This is a genomic window from Variovorax sp. Varisp85, assembly GCF_047304045.1.
GTDB lineage: Bacteria > Pseudomonadota > Gammaproteobacteria > Burkholderiales > Burkholderiaceae_C > Variovorax.
In genome coordinates this window covers 1-238 of record NZ_JBGLYN010000175.1, presented here as the reverse complement: position 1 = coordinate 238, position 238 = coordinate 1, and the positions used below count along the sequence as shown (strand labels likewise).

Here is a 238-nt window from a genome sequence, read left to right as displayed (position 1 = left end):
CGCCCCGCTTCTTCGCCCATTCGACGAACTCGGGCTGCGTGTTCGCGGGGTTGTTCGCCTGCACCGCCAGCACGTTGGGCTGCGATGTCGTGAGCACAATGGGCACCAGGTCGCGCGAAGGCACGTAAGTCATGCGCGCATACATGTAAGGGCCGAAGGCGATCGGGCCGTTGAAGCAGATGCCCAGCGTGTAGCCGTCGTGCGGCGCCTTGGCCACGTTGTCCATGCCGATCAGGCC

1 protein-coding gene is annotated in these 238 nt (G+C 65.1%); it reads right to left on the bottom strand.

Annotated elements, in window-relative coordinates; translation table 11 throughout:
- The coding region (locus tag ACCC97_RS28910; protein WP_413336423.1) for a tripartite tricarboxylate transporter substrate-binding protein at nucleotides 1-238 on the bottom strand (238 nt) is incomplete at both ends.